The sequence below is a fragment of the Acidimicrobiales bacterium genome (assembly GCA_036270875.1).
In the GTDB taxonomy this organism is placed as follows: Bacteria; Actinomycetota; Acidimicrobiia; order Acidimicrobiales; family AC-9; genus AC-9.
The window spans coordinates 1-17,443 of the sequence record DATBBR010000064.1 but is presented as its reverse complement, the minus strand read 5'-3'; the positions used below and the strand labels follow the sequence as shown (position 1 = coordinate 17,443).

General features: G+C 71.0%; 18 protein-coding genes. 14 read left to right on the top strand and 4 right to left on the bottom strand.

Features of this window, described 5'->3' with window-relative positions; translation table 11 throughout:
* Window positions 1-108: 108 nt before the first annotated feature.
* On the top strand, window positions 109-1,191 hold the full coding sequence (locus tag VH112_07565) for a cation diffusion facilitator family transporter (protein HEX4540090.1): 1,083 nt from the start codon (window positions 109-111) through the stop codon (window positions 1,189-1,191).
* A gap of 28 nt (window positions 1,192-1,219) precedes the next feature.
* Here VH112_07565 and VH112_07560 read toward each other — a convergent pair whose 3' ends face one another.
* On the bottom strand, window positions 1,220-1,711 hold the full coding sequence (locus VH112_07560; GenBank protein HEX4540089.1) for an STAS domain-containing protein: 492 nt from the start codon (window positions 1,709-1,711) through the stop codon (window positions 1,220-1,222).
* 298 nt (window positions 1,712-2,009) lie between these two features.
* On the opposite strand from VH112_07560, the gene VH112_07555 reads away from it, so the two are divergent.
* From VH112_07555 to VH112_07510, 10 genes are all read left to right on the top strand, one after another.
* Complete coding sequence (locus tag VH112_07555) at window positions 2,010-2,351, top strand: hypothetical protein (GenBank protein ID HEX4540088.1); 342 nt, start codon at window positions 2,010-2,012, stop codon at window positions 2,349-2,351.
* 67 nt (window positions 2,352-2,418) lie between these two features.
* Window positions 2,419-2,793: an aldehyde dehydrogenase family protein gene (locus VH112_07550; protein ID HEX4540087.1), complete on the top strand. Its 375-nt coding sequence runs from the start codon at window positions 2,419-2,421 to the stop codon at window positions 2,791-2,793.
* A 20-nt stretch (window positions 2,794-2,813) separates the two neighbouring features.
* The gene (gene dtd, locus VH112_07545) at window positions 2,814-3,260 is read left to right on the top strand and encodes a D-aminoacyl-tRNA deacylase (GenBank protein HEX4540086.1); all 447 of its coding nucleotides are present in this window, start codon (window positions 2,814-2,816) and stop codon (window positions 3,258-3,260) included.
* Window positions 3,257-4,645, top strand: a complete 1,389-nt coding sequence (locus VH112_07540; protein HEX4540085.1) for an aspartate aminotransferase family protein — start codon at window positions 3,257-3,259, stop codon at window positions 4,643-4,645. The genes dtd and VH112_07540 overlap by 4 nt, the downstream gene beginning before the upstream one ends.
* A gap of 11 nt (window positions 4,646-4,656) precedes the next feature.
* Window positions 4,657-5,718, top strand: coding sequence for a hopanoid-associated sugar epimerase (hpnA, locus tag VH112_07535; protein ID HEX4540084.1), 1,062 nt, complete (start codon window positions 4,657-4,659; stop codon window positions 5,716-5,718).
* Between the two features lie 63 nt (window positions 5,719-5,781).
* A complete protein-coding gene (locus VH112_07530) occupies window positions 5,782-6,522 on the top strand; it encodes a hypothetical protein (GenBank protein HEX4540083.1) in 741 nt (246 codons plus the stop codon).
* 113 nt (window positions 6,523-6,635) lie between these two features.
* Window positions 6,636-7,469, top strand: coding sequence for an ROK family protein (locus VH112_07525; GenBank protein HEX4540082.1), 834 nt, complete (start codon window positions 6,636-6,638; stop codon window positions 7,467-7,469).
* Between the two features lie 67 nt (window positions 7,470-7,536).
* Entirely contained in the window at window positions 7,537-8,550 is a 1,014-nt protein-coding gene (gene gnd / locus VH112_07520; protein HEX4540081.1) for a decarboxylating 6-phosphogluconate dehydrogenase, read from the top strand.
* A 31-nt stretch (window positions 8,551-8,581) separates the two neighbouring features.
* Window positions 8,582-8,974 carry an OB-fold domain-containing protein gene (locus VH112_07515; protein HEX4540080.1) on the top strand — a complete coding sequence of 131 codons (393 nt, stop codon included), beginning with the start codon at window positions 8,582-8,584 and terminating at the stop codon, window positions 8,972-8,974.
* A gap of 168 nt (window positions 8,975-9,142) precedes the next feature.
* A complete protein-coding gene (locus VH112_07510) occupies window positions 9,143-10,114 on the top strand; it encodes a thiolase family protein (protein ID HEX4540079.1) in 972 nt (323 codons plus the stop codon).
* 33 nt (window positions 10,115-10,147) lie between these two features.
* On the opposite strand, the gene VH112_07505 is transcribed toward VH112_07510, so the two are convergent.
* On the bottom strand, window positions 10,148-10,894 hold the full coding sequence (locus VH112_07505; protein ID HEX4540078.1) for an SDR family NAD(P)-dependent oxidoreductase: 747 nt from the start codon (window positions 10,892-10,894) through the stop codon (window positions 10,148-10,150).
* 30 nt (window positions 10,895-10,924) lie between these two features.
* On the bottom strand, window positions 10,925-12,784 hold the full coding sequence (locus VH112_07500; protein ID HEX4540077.1) for a penicillin-binding transpeptidase domain-containing protein: 1,860 nt from the start codon (window positions 12,782-12,784) through the stop codon (window positions 10,925-10,927).
* A gap of 146 nt (window positions 12,785-12,930) precedes the next feature.
* Between VH112_07500 and lon the strand changes: the two genes are divergently transcribed.
* The gene (gene lon / locus VH112_07495) at window positions 12,931-15,282 is read left to right on the top strand and encodes an endopeptidase La (protein ID HEX4540076.1); all 2,352 of its coding nucleotides are present in this window, start codon (window positions 12,931-12,933) and stop codon (window positions 15,280-15,282) included.
* Between the two features lie 48 nt (window positions 15,283-15,330).
* Window positions 15,331-16,416, top strand: a complete 1,086-nt coding sequence (locus VH112_07490; GenBank protein ID HEX4540075.1) for a hypothetical protein — start codon at window positions 15,331-15,333, stop codon at window positions 16,414-16,416.
* A gap of 4 nt (window positions 16,417-16,420) precedes the next feature.
* Here the strand turns inward: VH112_07490 and VH112_07485 are convergent, their stop codons facing one another.
* On the bottom strand, window positions 16,421-16,705 hold the full coding sequence (locus VH112_07485) for a hypothetical protein (GenBank protein HEX4540074.1): 285 nt from the start codon (window positions 16,703-16,705) through the stop codon (window positions 16,421-16,423).
* A gap of 29 nt (window positions 16,706-16,734) precedes the next feature.
* On the opposite strand from VH112_07485, the gene VH112_07480 reads away from it, so the two are divergent.
* Window positions 16,735-17,443: acyl-CoA dehydrogenase family protein (locus VH112_07480; GenBank protein HEX4540073.1), on the top strand; the 709-nt coding region annotated here is incomplete at its 3' end.

Here is a 17,443-nt window from a genome sequence, read left to right as displayed (position 1 = left end):
CGGAGCCATCCCGGCAGGATAGGTTGAATAGCTCGCCGGCGCCGGGCGTGACCGCCGTCGATCGCGGTCACGGGGAGTGCGCGAGGGGGCAGGTAGCCTGAGATCGCCATGGGGACGCGTGGCCACAGCGGCGACGGGCACCCGCACCACGACCACGGTCGGCGGGGATGGATCGGTCGCCTGGGCGAGCTGATGGCGCACCACGCGCACCACGCCCACCCTGCGCACGGCTCGCACGGAGCCCTCGGGGAGGTCGACCAGGTCCTCCAGGGAAGCCGGGAAGGAATGCGGGCGGTGCGGCTTTCTCTGTTCGGCCTGGCGCTGACAGCTGCGGCCCAGCTGGCCGTCTTCCTCGTGAGCGGATCGGTGGCCCTGCTGGGAGACGCCCTGCACAACCTGGCCGATTCTCTGACGGCCGTCCCCCTCGGGCTGGCATTCCTCGTGGGCCGCAGGCCGCCGAGTCGCCGCTACGTCTACGGCTACGGGCGCGCCGAGGACCTCGCCGGGCTGGCCGTGGTGGCCGCGATCGCCGCCTCCTCCGTCGCTGCCGGCTACGAGTCGGTGAACCGGTTGTTGCATCCCCAGCACGTGCAGCTGCTCGGCGCCGTGGCTGCCGCCGCCGTGCTGGGGTTCCTGGGGAACGAATGGGTGGCTCGTTTCCGCATCACGGTCGGACGCCGTATCGGCTCGGCCTCGTTGGTCGCGGACGGGCTCCACGCGCGTACCGACGGCCTCACCTCGCTGGCAGTGCTCTTGGGCGCGGCGGGCGTGGCGGCCGGCTTCCGTCTGGCCGATCCGATCGCCGGGCTGGCGATCACCGTTGCCATCGTCCTGGTGGGGCGGGAGGCGGCGCGGGATGTGTTTCGTCGGCTCATGGACGCCGTGGAGCCCGAGCTGGTCGACCGCTGCGCGTCGGTCCTCGCTGCGGTGCCCGGTGTTCGAGGTGTCGGCGACCTGCGCCTACGCTGGATCGGCCACGCCCTTTGGGCCGAGGCGGAAGTGGCGGTGAGCGGCGAGCTCACCGTGAGCGAGGGCCACGACATCGCCGAGCAGGCCCGGCACGCGCTGCTGCACGACGTCCCCCGGCTCACCTCGGCCCTGGTGCACGTCGACCCCGCGGACGGCCACGGCGTGGACCACCATGCAGAGGTCGCGCACCACCGGGTGTCCTGGAAGCGGCCGACGGCCTGACCGCCCGCCGGCAGCGGGCCGAGCCTCGCTACGGGGTCGGGTCGGGCTCTTCCTGCTGAGTGTCGTCGTGCTGGTTGTCGTCCTCGTCGACGTCGGGAACCTGATCCCGGGCCCGTGTCGACTCGAGGAGGGCCGACGCGACCTTCGGGAGGGCGTCGGTCACCGGCATCATCTTGTCGAGCCCGGTGATCTCGACCGACCGCCGCACGGCAGGGGTCGGCCCGGCCAGCACGAGGCCGCCGCCGGCCTGCAGGAGCCGCTTGTGGGCAACGGCCAGCACCGCCAGCCCGGTCGAGTCCATGAAGTAGACGCCGCTGAGGTCGACGACCAGGTTCAGCCGGCCCTGCTCGGTCATGTCGGCCAGGGTCGCCGCCAGCCGCGGCGCGGTGGCGCAGTCGACCTCGCCCCACACGAAGACGATCGCCTTGGACTCTTCCACCCAGGTGCCGACCTGAAAGCGGGGCAGGACACGCGCCGTGGACGACGTGACCTCGTGCTGTGTGACCTCGTGATCTTGCACTGTCCGCTGGGACCTCCCAGGCGAGGGCAGGACCCCAAACGATAGGCCGCGGACGGATGGCGGGAAAGGGTACGCGGGATGGTGATCGGGCTTCCCTCCCAGGTGGTACGCGCTCGTACGGTCCGCTGGCCCGGGTCGCCTGTGGATTTCTCGCCCGCCGCTGTGCATATCGACGGTTTCGGGCCTAGCCTGGGCGGGGGCGGGAGGAGGACACGTGGGTCTGGCGTCTAAGGTGGGTTCGGCGGGGGGCAGGGCTCGTCACCGAGCGCACCAGCGGAATTCGGCTGGAGGAGAGCTGATGGCGGAGCAACACCAGGCAGTGAAGGTCATCGGCGAACGGCCGGCGCCTGAGCCGCCCGCCACGGGGGACAACCAGGACGTGCGGGTCCTGACCGGCGCCGGGGCCGTGGTCCCCAAGCCCCCCACGGTGACGCTCATGGTGCAGGCCGAGGTCGAGGTCGAGACGGATCGGCTCGCTGGGTCGGCCCTGACCAGGGAGGAAGCCTCGGCATACGTCGATCGAGCCCATCCCGCGGTGCAGAAGCTGGCCGCCCAGCTGGTGCATGACGACCCGTCGGCTCGGGTGCGGGTGACCGTGGGCCCGTACGTGGTGAACAAGCGGGGCAGCTGGTCCTCCTGACCGGCGCCGCGGCGCGACCGGCAGCCGGACGCGCTGGGGTCGGGGCAGAACGGGTAGGTCACCAGGTATGACCACCAGTGCCCACGAGCGACGGGTGATCGATGAGGCGGTGGTTCCCCGCCTCCAGATCGGGGGTGAGTGGCGTGACGCGTCAGGCGGGGCGTCGTCCGCCGTCGAGGACCCCGCCACCTGTGAGGTCATCTGTCGGGTCGCCGACGCCACCGAGGACGATGCCCTCGCGGCGCTCGACGCCGCCGCCGAGGCCCAGGCCGCCTGGGCGACTCATCCGCCCCGGGAGCGGGGCGAGATCCTGCGGCGGGCCTGGCAGATGCTGATCGACCGGCGGGAAGACCTGGCCTTACGTCGCCGTCGACGTACCGACATGAGGTTGCCCAACGGACGCGCGCTCCCTAGCCTTCCGCCAGCGCTGCCTCTGGGGTGAGCGCTGGGACAGGTTGCGGGATGCGAGGGCTGGTGCAGCGGGTCGACCGGGCCCGGGTGATCGTGGGCAGCAGGGTGACGGGGGAGATCGGTCCGGGATTGTGCGTCCTGGTCGGCGTGACCCACAGCGACGACGAAGCCACCGCCCGCCGGCTGGCCGAGAAGGTCTGGCATCTGCGTATCCTCGGAACCGACGGCCGGATGGACCGGTCGCTGGCCGACATCGGCGGCTCGGTGCTGGTGGTCAGCCAGTTCACGCTGTACGCCGACGTGTCCCGAGGACGAAGACCGTCCTGGGCGGCCGCCGCACCCGCAGACCGGGCCGAACCGCTGGTGACCGCCTTCGGTGAGGCGCTCGAGGGTCTGGGGGCGAAGGTGGAGACGGGCACGTTCGGCGCCATGATGGATGTCGAGCTCGTCAACCACGGTCCGGTGACGATCTTGCTTGAGGTGGAGGGTTGCGGATGACGTTCGACCTGCGGACCACGGTGACTGAGCGGCGGGGGGAGGACTTCCGCCTGCACTCGGCCCATCTCAACCCGCAGATGGTGAAGGTGCTCCGCACGATCGGGTTCGATCGCTTCTACGAGCGGGGCGAGGGCTGCTATCTCTTCGATCGGGATGGCTCCCGCTATCTCGACTTCCTCGCCGGCTTCGGGGTCTTCGGCCTGGGACGGTCCCATCCGGTGGTCAAGCAGGCGCTTCACGACGCCGTCGACGCCGACTTCGCCAACCTGGTCCAGATGGACTGCTCGCTCCTGTCCGGTCTCCTGGCCGAAGCCCTGCTCGAACGGGTCCCGGCCGGGATCGACCGCTGCTTCTTCACCAACAGCGGCGCCGAGGCGGTGGAGGGCGCCATCAAGTTCGCCCGCCGGGCGACGGGCCGGACGCGGATCGTCTACTGCGACCACGCCTTCCACGGGCTGACCAACGGCGCCCTGTCCGTCAACGGGGGGAGAGAATTTCGTGACGGCTTCGGGCCCTTGTTGCCCGGCTGTGTCGAGGTCCCCTTCGGCGACGCCGACGCCTTGGAGGCCGAGCTCGCCAGCGGCGACGTGGCCGCCTTCATCGTCGAGCCGATACAGGGCAAGGGGGTGCACCTTGCACCCGAGGGCTACCTCGCCCGGGCCCGGGAAGCCTGCTCGCGCCACGGCGCCCTCCTCGTGATCGACGAGGTGCAGACCGGACTCGGTCGCACGGGCAGGTTCCTGGCCCTCGAGCACTGGGAGGCGCAGCCGGACATGATCACTGTGGCCAAGGCGCTCTCAGGCGGCTACGTGCCCGTGGGGGCGCTCCTTACCCGGGCCGACATCTTCGACCGCGTCTTCGACCACATGGAGCGGGCCGTGGTGCACAGCTCGACGTTCGGGGAGAACGATCTGGCGATGGTCGCAGGTCTGGCCACGCTTCGCGTCCTTGACGACGAGCACCTCGTCGAGCGGGCCGACGCGACCGGTGAGGCGTTCATGTCGGCGCTCGAGCCGCTGGTCGAGAAGTTCGAGCTGGTGCGTGCCGTGCGCGGCAAGGGCCTGATGATCGGCATCGAGTTCGGCGAACCCCGGTCGCTCAAGCTGCGATCGGGCTGGCGGATGATGGAGCGGCTCCGACCCGGCCTGTTCACGCAGATGATCGTGGTGCCCATGCTCCACCGCCACCGCATCCTGACCCAGGTCGCCGGCGACAACATGAACATCCTCAAGATCCTCCCCCCCCTGGTTGCGGGGCAGGAGGAGGTCGACCTGTTCGTCGACGCCTTCCAGGACGTCGTGGCGGACGCGCATCGCTATCCGGGCCTGGCGTGGGACTTTGGACGGACGGTCGCCAAGAGCGCGCTCAAGCGTGAGACGGTCTGAGCGCCCAGCCCATGACGAGCCCGCTCGGCGACTCTGACCCGGTCTGCGTCACGGGCGCCACTGGTTTCATCGGTTCGGCCATCGTCAGGGCGCTCGCGGGCCGGGGCTGTCCCGTGCGGGCGATGGTGGAGCCCGCCGTCGACCGGACGAACATCGAGAAGCTCGACGCGGAGATGGTCGAGGCGGATGTGCGCGACGGCGACGCCGTGCGTCGAGCCCTGACCGGCATCCGCGTCGTGTTCCACACCGCGGCGCTGTACCGCTTCTGGGCGCGTCGGCCCGAGCTCTTCTACGAGGTCAACGTCGGCGGCACGCGCAACGTGCTGGCTGCCGCGGCCGCGTCGGGGTCCAAGGTCGTCTACACCAGCACGGTGGGCACGATCGGCCTGCGTGCGGACGGAGCGCCAGCCGACGAGGATGACGTAGCCGACATCGAGCACCTCTTCGGCGGCTACAAGCGCTCGAAGTACGTGGCCGAGCACGAGGCCTTGCGCCACGCGGCCGCGGGCCTGCCCGTCGTCATCACCCATCCGACCTTCCCCCTCGGCGACGGGGATCGGGTGCCGACGCCGACTGGCAAGCTGATCGTGGACTTCCTGAACGGCCGAATTCCCGCTTACGTGAACACGGCGCTCAATGTGGTCGACGTGGACGATGTTGCCGAGGGCCACCTCCTGGCCGCCGAGCGGGGCCGGTCGGGGCGGAGCTACATCCTCGGCGGCGAGAACATGGAGCTGGTCGACATCCTGGGCGTGCTGGCCGACCACACGGGTCTGGCGCGGCCCCTGGGGAGGATCCCCGCCGCCGCCGCCCTCGGCGCCGGGCGCGCCAGCGAGCTGATCCAGGGTCGGCTGCTCCATCGGTCGCCAGCGGTCCCGATGGAAGCGGCGCGCATGTCCACCACGAGGATGGTCTTCGACGACTCGCGGGCCCGCCGGGAGCTGGGCTACACCAGCATGCCGTCCCCCGGTGCCATCCGCCGGTCCGCAGACTGGTACATGAGCGAGGGCTACGTCCGGCCCGAGCGTCTGCAGCGGATGTCGCAGACACCTGGCCCGGACCGCCGGCCGTAGCGAACGGCGAGGACCGCAGCCATCGACCGACTGGTTGCCGAACGACGCGGATAAGGGGCGGCCGTGGATCACCATGTGGGCGCAGCCCACCGGTCGAGACGGAGGCGGGTAACCCTCGCTGCGCTTGCCGCCATCGTGGTGATCGTGCTCGGCCTGGGCGCCGTGGTGATCGTGCTGACATCGCACCGCAAGGTGCTGCTCATCGGCGATTCGATCATGCAGTCGGCTGGGCCCGCTGCCACGGGCGAGCTGCAGCGCCAGGGCTTCCAGGTCCAGGTGGCGGCGTTCTTCGGCACGGGGCTGCTCGATACGAGGTTCGACTGGTTGACGAAGATGCGCCAGCTCGTCGCTCAGTACCAGCCCGACATCGTGGTCGTCGAGTTCGTCGGCAACTACGGCCTGTTCGGCACCCGGCCCGGCATCGCCGCCATGACGCCACAGTTCTATGCCGCCTGGGCGGCGGCGGCGCAGCAGGCCACCGACATCCTCAGCTCGGACCACGCCCAGGTGTACTGGGTGTTGGGACCGCCGATGGCCATGCCGGCGATGGAGCAGAAGGTCACGACACTGGACATGATCTACTTGTCCCTCCGGGCGCCCGCCTCGCCCGCGCGCCGACCGCTCTTCGTCGACGAGGTCAAGCCGTTCGTCGACGCCCAGGGCCGGTACCTGGCGTCAATCGTGGGCCCTGACGGCAAGCAGGTTCCGCTGCGCATGCCCGATGGTGTGCACCTCGCCGTCCCGGCGGGCACGCAACGCTTCGCCGACGCCATCACGGCCACGCTCCTGGCCAAGACCGGCTGATCGACGCTGCTTCCGCGGCTTCGCCGCGGGCGGAGCGAGACATCGCCCGACATGGACCCGTGGCCGCGAGACACAATGGCCGGGCACCCTCGTCCCGTCAGGAGGCTTCCTGCATGGCGGCCGACCGCAGCGCACCCGGCACCACCCGGAAACAGCCAGCCCGAGCTACGACTGCGAAGAAGAAGGCGCCGGCCCGGGCGGGCAGCGCCAAGAAGGCGGCGACACTGGCGATCGACGTGGGCGGCACCGGCCTGAAGGCCTCGGTCCTCGATCCGGCCGGGGCCATGGAGGTGGACCGCGTCCGGGTGTCCACGTCCTACCCCTGCCCGCCCACCGGGCTCGTCGAGACCCTGCGGCAGCTCGTCCAGCCGCTCCCCGTCTACAACAGGGTCTCCGTGGGCTTTCCGGGCATGGTCCGGGACGGCCGTGTGCTGTCGGCCCCACACTTCGTCACCGAGTCGGGCCCGGGCTCCAAGACCGTGCCCGAGCTCGTCACGGCGTGGAGCGGGTTCGATCTCGCCGCCGCGCTGGAGGCCGCGCTCGACAAGCCAACGAAGGTGGTCAACGACGCGGACCTGCAGGGCGCGGCCGTGGTGAAGGGAAAGGGCCTCGAGCTGGTGGTCACCCTGGGCACCGGCGTCGGCACGGGCCTGTTCTTCCACGGCCGCCTGACGCCGCACATGGAGCTCGCGCACCATCCGCTTCACAACAACGAGTCCTACAACGACTACATCGGCAACGCCGCCCGGAAGCGCATCGGCGACAAGAAGTGGAACAAGCGGGTCAAGCTTGCCGTCGAGACCCTCGATGCTCTCTTCTTCTACGACCAGGTCTACCTCGGAGGCGGCAACTCCAAGCGAGTCACCGCCGACCTGGGCCCCAAGGCCACCATCGTCGACAACGAGGCGGGCATCCTCGGGGGGATCAAGCTCTGGGAGCGGCAGTAGCCTCTGAGATCGAGAGCGGGCCGGGCTCGAACACTCGGCGGACCAACGGAGAGGGAGGGATCGGCGTATGCAGCTCGGAATGATCGGCCTCGGCCGCATGGGGGCGAACCTCGTGCGCAGGCTCATGCGGGACGGCCACGAGTGCGTGGTCTACGACCGCAACCCGCCGAAGGTGAAGGATCTCGCCGAAGCGGGCGCAACGGGAACGTCCGCCCTGGACGATTTCGTTGCCAAGCTGGCGCCGCCCCGGGCGGCGTGGCTCATGGTGCCCGCCGCCGGCACGGGCAAGATGGTGTCGGATCTGGCCGAGAAGATGGAGCCCGGTGACATCATCATCGACGGCGGCAACTCCTACTATCGCGACGACATCGACAGGGCCAAGGCCCTCGGGGGCAAAGGCATCCACTACGTGGACGTCGGCACGAGCGGCGGCGTGTTCGGACTCGAGCGCGGCTTCTGCCTCATGATCGGAGGCGAGGCCGACGTGGTCCGCCACCTCGATCCGGTCTTTGCCACCATTGCCCCAGGAGCAGGCTCGATCGAACGGACGCCTGGTCGCCAGGGGCCGCCTTCCACATCCGAGAACGGCTACCTCCACTGCGGGCCGAACGGCGCCGGCCACTTCGTCAAGATGGTCCACAACGGGATCGAGTACGGGATCATGGCCGCCTACGCCGAGGGACTCGCCGTCCTTCGTCGGGCCAACATCGGCAAGGAGAAGGAGGTCTCGGACGCCGAGACCACTCCGCTGCGGGATCCCGAGTACTACCGCTACGACATCGACACCACGGAGGTGGCCGAGGTGTGGCGGCGGGGGAGCGTGGTGGCGTCGTGGCTGCTGGATCTCACCGCCTCCGCCCTCCTCCAGGATCCCGATCTGTCGAGCTTCACCGGGCGGGTGTCCGACTCCGGAGAGGGGCGCTGGACCTCGATGGCCGCCATCGACGAGGGCATCCCGGCCCACGTCCTGACGACGGCGTTGTACGAGCGCTTCAGCTCCCGGGGCGAGGGCGACTTCGCCGACCGGATACTGTCCGCCATGCGCAAGGAGTTCGGAGGCCACGACGAGCGATCCGGTTGAGGTCAGGGGCGAGTCCCGCCCAGGTGTCCCGGTGCGGGACGGGCTGTTCACGGAGGTGAAGGATGGCTCTGTCCGCCTGCTCGGAGGTCGGTGCGGCAGCTGCGGTGAGCACCACTTTCCGTCGACTGCCTGCTGCCCGTACTGCTCGGCCGAGGACGTCATCGAGGCTCCGCTGTCGCCGACGGGCACGCTGTGGTCGTGGACAGCAGTGACGGCCCCGCCCCCCGGCTACCGCGGCGAGGTGCCCTTCGGCTTCGGCGTGGTGGAGCTGCCCGAGCGGATCCGGGTCATCACCCGGATCACCGAGGCCGACCCGGCCCGCTTGCGTCGCGGCCAGGTCATGCGACTCGAGATCGTCCCCCTTCACATGGGTGAGGACGGTCGGCCCGTGGTCACCTACGCCTTCGGCCCGGACGAGCGATGACCGGGACCGACGTCGAGATCGCCGGTATCGGGATCCATCCGTTTGGGCGGTTCGACGGCAAGTCGGTGACCGAGATGGGGGTGGAGGCCGTGCGGGCGAGCCTGGCTGAGGCGGGCGTCGGCCGGGGGGGGCTTCCAGGCCGCCTTTTGTGGCACTGCCTACGGAGGAGTGGCTGCCGGTCACAAGGTCCTCGACGCCCTGGGCCTGACGGGCGTGCCGATCTTCGACGTGGAGGCCGGCTGCGCCAGCGGCGCTGCCGCGCTGATCCTCGCGGCCGATGCCATTCGCGCCGGCCAGCACGACACGGCGCTGGTGTATGGCATCGAGAAGATGCCCAAGGGCATCATCAGGTCGTCGTTCTTCGAGCCATGGCGTGAGGAGGCCGGCCTGGCTGCGACGCCCGCCTACTTCGCCCTGCGGGCCCAGCGCCTGATGCACGAGTCCGGTGTGACCCTGGACCACCTGGCCCAGGTCGTGGTGAAGAACCGTCGCCACGGGGTGGACAATCCGGCCGCCATGTTCCGACGGGCGGTCACCGCCGAGGACGTGCTGGCGTCGCGGGTCGTGTGCGAGCCGCTGCGACTGTGGATGCTGTGCTCTCCCAACGAGGGTGCGGCCGCCGTCGTGCTGCGGCGCTCGTCCGGCGCCTCCGGCGCGTCCGTGAAGGTCGCCGCCGCGGTCCTTCGATCGCATCTCCCGGGCAACGTGGTGAGCGAGGCCACTCCGATGTCCGGGCGGGTCGACGACAGCATTCCACCGCCCACGACCTTGGCTGCCCGGGCGGCCTACGAGGCCGCGGGGCTGGGCCCGTCGGATCTCGACGTCGTCGAATGCCAGGACACCGACGCCGCTCGGGAGCTCCTCTCCTACGAGGAGCTCGGGCTCTGCCCCAGGGGTGACGCAGGCAAGACGGTCGAGGACGGGGCCACGGAGATGAGCGGCCGGCTGCCGGTGAACCCGAGCGGGGGCCTGCTGTCGAAGGGCGAGCCACTGGGCGCCTCGGCGCTGGGTCAGGTGGTCGAGCTCACGCTCCAGCTGCGCGGCGACGCCGGGGCCCGGCAGGTGACGGGGGCGACGACGGCGCTGGCGCACACTGTCGGGAGAGGTGCCAACGCGTCGGTCGTGGTGCTGAAGCGGTAGCCGGGCAGCGTCGCGATGAGCTCAGTGGCCGGCTTACCCGGGCAGGCGTTCGGCGGGATCGATCGGGCTCCAGAGCGAGAGGCCTCCATCGGCGGCCACGATCTGGCCGGTGACCCAATCCAGCCCGGCCAGGGCGACCGCCGCCTCGGCCACCTGTCCGGGCGATCCCAACCCGCCCAACGGGGTTCGTCCGGTCACCTGCTCCTCGTAGCCCGGTAGGCGGCGGGCGGCGTCGAACATCGGCGTGTCCGTCGTGCCTGGCGCCACTGCGTTGACCCGGATGCGGGCGGGCCCGAGCTCTCTCGCCGCCACCCGCACGAGGGCGGCCACGCCCGCCTTCGACACGCAGTAGTGCGCCATGAGCCGGTCGGCCAGGAAGCCCGACACCGACGTGAGGGCCACGATGGCCCCTCCCGCGTCCGCCTGGCGCATGGCGCGGGCCGCTTCCCGCAGGCAGAGGAACGTGCCCCGGAGGTTGACGCGTTGGACCCGGTCCCACTCCGAGCTGGACATGTCGGCGACGGCCGACATGCCGCCCACGCCCGCGGCCAGCACGGCGACGTCCAGGCCGCCGAGTGACCGATGGGCGTGGCTCACGGCCTTGACGACCTGGTCTTCCTCGGCCACGTCACACGCCAACGCCAGATCGCCGTCGTCGGCATCGGCCTGGAGGTCGAGCACCGCCACCCGGCTGCCGGCGTGCTGCAGCCGCTGCACGACGGCCGCCCCGATCCCGCTCGAGCCGCCGGTGACGAGCGCGACACGCCCGTTCAGGTCCACGGTGCAGCGTACAAGCCGGGTCGGGTTCGCTCAGCCCGTGGCCTGCAGGAAGCCGGCGGCGATGGGGGCGGCGACCGCGCCCCCGACGCCGCCGCCCTCCACGATCACGGCGAAGGAGACGTCGCCGCGGTAGCCGATGAACCAGGCGTGAGTCTGCGGAGGTTGACCCGAGCCGAACTCGGCTGTGCCCGTCTTGCCGAAGACGGGCGGGCCGGGCACGTTGGCCGCCGTGCCGGTTCCGCCGGTGACGACCCCCCGCATCAGCTGAGCGAGGGTCCTCGCCGCGCCGGGCGGCAGAGACGGTGGAGGTTGGGCCGGGGGGGTCGAGGCGTTGGCGGGGTCGGTGACGAGGACCGGCGTCCGCCACTGGCCGGCGTCGATGGCGCCGGCCGCCAGCGCCATCGCCACCGGGCTGGCGAGGACGCGGCCCTGGCCGATGGCGTCCGCAGCCAGCTCGGTCGGGTCGCTGGTCGTCGGGATCTGCCCGGTGAAGGCGGGGAGCGGGAGCTTCCAGCCCGTGCCGATGCCGAGCGAGCGGCCCGCCGTCTGGAGCTGATCGGCGTTGAGGCGGGATGCCAACCCGATGAACGCCGTGTTGCACGATCGGGCGAAGTCGACCGAGAAGGGGACCGTTCCCGAGGTCTCTCCCTCGAAGTTGGTGAAGGACCTGCCCCCGACGGTGACGCTGGGCGGGCAGGCCGCGGGGGTGTCGGGGGTGACCCCCGTGGGGATGAGGGCGGTGGTCGTGACGATCTTGAACGACGAGCCCGGCGGGTACTGCCCGCTGAGGGCCCGGTCGAACGAGGAGTCGGGAGGGGTGTTGGCGACCGCCAGCAGCTGGCCGGTCGAAGGCTGGACGGCGACCAGGGCCGCCGGGTGCGGCGTGGTAGCGAGGGCGGTCTCGGCCGCCGTCTGGAGGCGCTGGTCCAACGTGGTCTGGACGGCGTGGCCCGGCTGTCCTGTGACCGAGAACGCGGTCCGGACCGCCTGGCCCTGGGCGTCGAGCACGACGACCGACCCCGAGGGGGTGCCGGCCAGCTGGCGCTGGTAGGTGAGCTCGAGGCCGGAGAGGCCGACGTCGTCGGCTGCCTCGAAGCCGGGCCCCGCCTGCTTGAGGGCGTCGGCCGTGGCCTGCCCGATCTGGCCCAGCACGGCCCGGCCGAAGGTGGATGTCGGGGGCAGGTTCTCGGTCTTCTGCTGGAAGGACAGGCCGGGGATCGGGTAGAGGACCGGCTTGGCCCTGGCGTAGTCGGCCTGGCGCAGGGTGATGACAGGGATGAACTGGTCGGGCTTGGCCCCGGCGAGGAGCTGCTGCACGCGGGCTGGATCCGTCCCGGTCGTGGCCTGGAGGGCGGCGATGGCGGCGGCCGGGTTGGTGAGCTTGCCCGGCACCACGCCGACGGTGACGACGGGTGTCGGCAGCACCAGCGGGGCGCCGGTGCGGTCGAGAATTGGGGCCCTGGCCGGGAGTGTCCTCGTCCGCCCGAGTCGCTGCCCGGGCCCGAGGCCCGGGTAGATGTCCGAGGGCGCCCAGGCGACCACCCACTGACCGCCGGCCGTCTGCCGCAGGCCGAGCCGGCCCTGGTACTTCCAGACGCCGAGGCCGGCCAGGGTGAGGGCGGCCGAGAAGGTGGCGCTCGATCCGCCCACGTCGCCCAGCCGCAGGTCGGCGTGGCCGACCTGGAGGTCGTTCGTCACCTGCTGGAGGTCGGCGACGGCCCGGTCCGGAGCACCCGTGTGGCCCGCGGCCCCCTGGAGGTCGCCCTTCGACCAGGCCGACAGAAAGGCGCTGGCTGTCGGCGCGCCCGACGATCCGGAGGAGCAGCTGGCGAGCAGGGCCGCCGCCGTGGCCACGGCGCCCACGAGGACGGCTGCAGACCGGCGCGGCACGGCCGCAGACCCTACCCCCGACGACGTGACCGCCCGGAGCGCGGCCCTGCTGTCTGTGCCCGGTTTGCCCACATACCGGCGGGAAGAAATGTGCAGACCTGTAATGTTGTAAGACTCCGAACGAGGAGTTCATTTAGGAGTCCACCATGCCGACCACCGAACCCAACACCGTGAGCTTGCCGCTGCTGCCCATCGAGGTGGGCGTCGTGCTGCCTCAGATGGTGGTGACGCTCGCTCCGGACACCGACGAGGCGAAGAATGCGATCCAGGCGGCGTCCACCGCCGACGGGCTTCTGCTGCTCGTGCCCCGTATCGACGGGCGCTACGCCAAGGTCGGGACCGTGTCCCGGGTGGACGAGGTGGGCCAGCTGCCCAACGGGCAGCAGGCCGTGTTGCTGAGAGGCCTCTCCCGTGCCGTCGTCGGCACCGGCGTGGCCGGTACCGGCCCCGGGCTCTGGGTCCAGGCCGAGCGGATCGAGGACCCGACCGTCGCCACCGGCGGTCTGGCCGAGCTGGCGCGGGAGCTGCGGGGTGTGGTGAGCGCCCTGGCCGAGCGCCGTCGTTCGCGGCGGCTGCCGGAGGCGCTCGCCAGCGCCACCGAGCCCGGAGCCCTGGCCGACGCCATCATCGGCGGCTGGACCGACTTTCCCGTCGCCCGCGCCGTCGAGGTCCTGGAGACCCTGGATGTCGAGGAGCGCGTGCGCAAGGTCCTCGGCTGGGCGCGTGACGCCCTGGCCGAGCACGAGGTCGCGGACCAGATCCGCACCGACGTGGCCGAGGGCATGGAGCGGACCCAGCGTGAGTTCCTGCTCCGTCAGCAGCTGGCCGCCATCCGCAAGGAGCTGGGCGAGCTCGGCGACGCCGAGGGGCCGGTGGCCGAGTACCGGGCCAAGGTCGAGGCCGCTGATCTGCCCGCCGACGTGCGGACGGCCATCGAGAAGGAGATCGAGCGCCTCGAGCGCACCAGCGAGCAGAACCCCGAAGGGGGCTGGATCCGGACCTGGCTGGATACTGTCCTGGACGTGCCCTGGGGGGTCCGCTCCGAGGACCGCCTCGACGTCGAGGAGGCAAGAGAGGTTCTCGACGCCGACCACACCGGTCTGTCCGACGTGAAGGACCGCATCATCGAGTACCTGGCCGTTCGCAAGCTGCGGGCCGACCGCGGCCTGAGTGAGGACGACCGCCGCGGTGCCGGCGCCATCGTCGCCCTGGTGGGGCCGCCGGGCGTCGGAAAGACGTCCCTGGGCGAGTCCGTGGCCAGGGCCATGGGCCGGAAGTTCGTTCGTGTCGCCCTGGGCGGCGTTCACGACGAGGCCGAGATCCGCGGCCACCGCCGTACCTACGTCGGCGCGGCCGCCGGGCGGATCGTGCGTGCCATCCGCGAGGCCGGGACCATGAACCCGGTGCTCTTGCTGGACGAGGTGGACAAGATCGGCGCCGACTGGCGGGGTGACCCCTCGTCGGCGCTGCTCGAGGTGCTGGATCCGGCCCAGAACCACACCTTCCGGGACCACTACCTCGAGGTCGACCTGGACCTGTCCGACGTGGTCTTCCTGGCCACCGCCAACGTCTCCGAGACGATCCCTGGGCCCTTGCTCGACCGCATGGAGCTCGTCCGCCTGGACGGCTACACCGAGGACGAGAAGGTCGCCATCGGCCGGGACCATCTGCTGGCTCGCCAGCTTCAGCGAAATGGGCTGGTGCCCGACGACGTCACCGTGACCGAGGACGCCCTGCGCGCCATCGTGTCCGACTACACCCGCGAGGCGGGGGTCCGCAGCCTGGAGCGGGAGCTGGGCAAGCTCCTGCGAAAGGTCGCCACGGCCATCGCCTCCGATTCCCAGTCGACCCCCGTGGTCGTCGAGGGTGGCGACGTCGCCAGGTACCTCGGCCGGGCGCGCTTCTTCGCCGAGGCTGCCGAGCGCACCTCGGTGCCCGGGGTGGCCACGGGGCTCGCCGTCACCGGGGCGGGTGGAGACGTCCTCTTCATCGAGGCGTCCTCGATGGAGGGCGAGGGGCTGGTGCTGACCGGCCAGCTCGGCGACGTCATGAAGGAGTCGGTCGAGATCGCCCTGTCCTACGTGCGCTCGCACGCGGATGCCCTGGGGCTGTCCCCCGAGGCGGCCACCAAGCGGCGCTTCCACGTCCACGTGCCGGCAGGTGCCGTTCCCAAGGACGGTCCGTCGGCAGGTGTGACCATGACGACCGCGCTGACCAGCTTGCTGACCGGGCGTTCGGTCCGGTCGACCGTGGGCATGACCGGAGAGGTCACGCTGCAGGGCAAGGTGCTGCCGATCGGAGGCGTGAAGCAGAAGGTGCTGGCCGCCCACCGAGCCGGTCTCACCGAGGTCGTCCTCCCTGCTCGCAATGGGGGAGACCTCGATGACGTCCCCGAGGCGGTGCGGGATCAGCTGTCCTTCCACCTGGTGGACGACGTCGCCGAGGTCCTCGCCGTGGCCCTCGAGCCCGCTGCCGCCGAGGTGAGGTCAGCGGCGTAACCCCTGCCCCCTGCAGGTGGGCGGGGAGTGTGACAATACTCCCCCTATATGGTGCTGATCGGCTCCCAGAAGGAGCCCGCGTCCCCTCCGCCCCGTCGACGGCTGCGGCGCCTCTGGTTCGTCCCGGTGGCCGCCGTGGTCGTCGCCGTGGCGGCGGTGACGGCCCTCCTGGCCACCTCGGGCACGTCCGGACCGGACCGGTCGTCGCGAACAGCCAGCGCCCAGCCGGGTGCTCCGTCACGTTCGTCTTCGAGCCGGGTAACGACGACGACGGCGCCGCCGCCTCCGCCGCCTCCACCGCCCGTCGACGCCCGCCCCCTGGTCAGTCCCCCTCTTCCAGGCGAGGGGCACTGGGTCCCGGCTGGCCGCGTTGCCGTCTGGGCTCCGGACGGTCGGCCGAACGGGACCGTCCCTGTCGTCTACACCACCACGCTCCGCCCGGGTGGCGGGTCGTCACCGACGGGCTTGGCGCTGATCAATACCAAGCTGACGAAGACAGTGCAGTACGCCGGGACGGATGAACCCTCAGGCTCCTGGCCCGCCCAGGGGGCCATCGACCCGTCCCTCCGTCCGCAGCTGGTGGCCGCCTTCAACTCCGGCTTCCGCCTCGGGACCGGATCGGGTGGGTGGTACGCGGACGGGAGAGCGGCTCTGCCCCTCCAGGACGGCTACGCCTCCCTGGTGATCCATGCCGACGGCTCGGCGACGGTGGGCCAATGGGGGCGGGACGTGACCCTCACGCCCGACGTGGTCTCGGTCAGGCAGAACCTGCATCTGCTGGTCGACGGCGGCGCGCCAGCCAACCTGGGCTCGAGCTGGGGCGCCACACTGGGCGGCGGCAGCAACGTCTGGCGCTCTGCGGTCGGCGTCGACGCGGACGGCAATCTCATCTACGCCGCGGGACCGGCGCTCGACCCGGCCGGACTGGCACAGGTCCTGGTGGCGGCGGGCTGCGTTCGGGCCATGGAGCTCGACATCAACCCACAGTGGGTCAGCCTCTCGACCTATGTCCCCGTACCCTTCGCCCCGCCCGATCAGGTGCAGGGGACGCCGCTCCTCGCGGGCATGAACTACGGCCCCACCCACTGGCTCGAACCGAGCTCCCGGGACTTCCTCGCCGTGTTCACCCGCTGAGGGCTCATCCGCCCAGAGTCAGGCGCCGACGCAGCTCGGCGTGGTAGTCGCCGAAGTAGCGGGGGATCACATCGAGGGAGAACTCCGAGAGGATGGACGTCGGCGGCTCCCGCTCGAGCAGGAACTCCATCGACTGCCGCACGATCACCTCCTGGTCCACGGCACGAAGCTCGGGGTCGTCCAGCATGGCCTGCGGCACCGTCACCCGATGGCTGGTCGAGCCCCGGCCGTCCTCGAGCCGCACGGAGAACTGTCCCGGCCCCGTCGGGGTGATCGAAATGTCGGCCATGGACCGAGCATGGCACGCTAGCGGACGTCATGAACTTCTCGGCTGAGCACCAGCTCTTTCGCAAGACCGTGCGGGACTTCGTGGAACGGGAGATCGAGCCTCACGTCGACCGGTGGGAGCAGGAGGGGGGTTTCCCGGCCCACGAGCTGTTCCCCAAGCTGGGCGCGCTCGGGTTGCTCGGGCTGGAGTACGACCCGAGCTACGGCGGGCAGGGGGCCGACCACTCCTACACGGTCGTCGCCGGCGAGGAGCTGGGGCGCATCGGCTGCGGCGGGGTGCCGATGGCGATCAGCGTGCAGACCAACATGGCGACACCGTCTCTGCACCGCTTCGGGACCGACGACCTGAAGCGTCGCTACCTCGCCCCGGCCATCCGGGGAGAGATGGTGACGTCGATCGCCGTCACCGAGGCGGACGCCGGCTCCGACGTCGCCTCGCTGCGTACCCGGGCCGAGCGCGACGGCGACGAGTGGGTGGTCAACGGGACCAAGCTGTACATCACCAACGGCGCCCAGGCCGACTGGCTGTGCCTGCTGGCGAGGACCTCGGGCGACGGTGGGTATCACGGAATGTCACAGATCGTGGTACCGACCGACCTCCCGGGGTTCACCGTCAGTCGCAAGCTCGAGAAGCTCGGGAACTGGTCGTCCGACACGGCTGAGCTGTCGTTCGAGAACGTGCGCGTCCCGGTCGCCAACACCATCGGAGAGATCGGGCAGGGCTTCCAGCAGCAGATGG